The sequence below is a fragment of the Taishania pollutisoli genome (assembly GCF_014518315.1).
GTDB lineage: Bacteria > Bacteroidota > Bacteroidia > Flavobacteriales_D > Crocinitomicaceae > Taishania > Taishania pollutisoli.
Genome location: NZ_JACVEL010000034.1, coordinates 1 through 1,659, shown reverse-complemented (window position 1 = coordinate 1,659; position 1,659 = coordinate 1). Strand labels below are relative to the sequence as shown.

The window sequence follows — 1,659 nt, the reverse complement described above, 5'->3', positions numbered from 1 at the left end:
GAACCGAACAATGCCCAAATGTTGTCGTCGGCATCAAATTCAAAATCGAGGATGACTCCCGGTGGCATGTTGGTGGTGTTGTCCGGTGCAATGCTGTCAAAAAATGCGAGGTTGTGCAACAGGGACAATCCTTTGTTACCCGCAACGTAGAGTGTGTCATGGTGCGGTGAGAATTTGAAGTCATAATTACCATTGTCCATTCTTAAAGAAGTATCATAACTAATAGAATTACCTAATTCATCTCGTAAATAAAGCCCCACATTACCAAATGTATTTGCTAACCAAAAACGATTGTTTTTTACAATAATTCTACCTGCATCGTATCCGTTAAATAAATAAAATAAATTTTGATCCGTCCATTTGACCATGGGATTATTTTCTCGTAGTATATATAATGTATCAGCCTGGGTAGCGATCCCGTTAAATAATCCGGAAGAAGAATACATCAATGATATTGCCTCGTTTTCATATAAATAGATTCCATTATATTCATCAAGGATAAAAACTTGATCTGGAAAAAACTCAAAGGTGACAAACCGATATGGAGGAACAAGAATTGGAGTATTGCTAAAGTGAAAAAATTGCTTTGCTCCATCTGATGCAATCGTTTGAATAGCATATTGTGAAGTCATCCATAAGGAATTGTCGTACGGATTGATTCGAAAATGTCGTCCGGGAGTTGTAATGTAATCGGGATCTGTCAATGCGTATGAAAAACCTAAATCATCTCTATGATACTTTTTCCATTCTTGTGCGCAACTATAGAATATGCCTATAGATATAACCAGTAAAAGAAGAATAAAACTTTTCATAACTTGATCCATTTTTTTGTGAGTACTTTGTTGTTGTCCAATTGAATGCTGATGGTATAGACTCCTGCCTGCAATGCTTCGGTGTCAATACGCACAAAGCTCTCTTGTTGTATTGACTTTTCCAGAATAAGCCTGCCGGAAAGATCAGTTATTTGCAAGTAATCCATTAAATTCGTTGAATTGGTTGCTACCGTCAATTGATGGGTCCCAGGGTTCGGAAAAACTGACAAATCATCTTCCTGATCCAATAAATTGACCGAAACAGATTCATCTACCAGAGGATTGTCAGCATAGCACGGAAAATCAATCCCTGTTGCCAGACTGTCGTACAGGTAGATACTGTATGCCATTTTGGGTGTCTGTAGGTTGGGGTTGATGGGATACCAAAAATTAACACTTACAAATTCGGCATTAAAGTCAATACCATACATATCGTAGTACCCTAAAAACTGATAATAGCATCCTTCTAAAGTGATTGTATGTGATACAGGATCAAAATTAACTATATCGGCATCTGGCTCCAGTTTAAAGGTGTCAATAAAGAAAGGTGCGTTCTCCTGATCAATGGTATCTTGCAATTCCCGCAATGAATTCGTCTGACTGTGTCGCACCCACACATCCAGCAATTCAACAGCTGATGAGCTTTGTGGTAGCTGCAGGTACTGAGAAAAATCATAGGTCAATCGGTACTTTCGTTTTTCTACTTTGTACGTTCTATTCAATACAGATAAAAAATTATTTCCAATTGGTCCATTTCTGTCCGCATAAAGCGGGTCATCCAAATAAATGTGAATGGTATCGTGTTCAACAAGTTCAATCTGCGTCGGTGCTGATTGCGGGTGAATGA

The 1,659-nt window shown here is 38.3% G+C and carries 2 protein-coding genes; both read right to left on the bottom strand.

All coding sequences use genetic code 11. The features are described 5' to 3' along the window. Positions 1-812 (bottom strand): hypothetical protein (locus H9Y05_RS16140; protein WP_216714896.1); only part of this gene is annotated, 812 nt, incomplete at its 3' end. Beyond that, the coding region (locus H9Y05_RS16135) for a T9SS type A sorting domain-containing protein (protein WP_216714895.1) at positions 809-1,659 on the bottom strand (851 nt) is incomplete at its 5' end. The genes H9Y05_RS16140 and H9Y05_RS16135, both read right to left, overlap by 4 nt.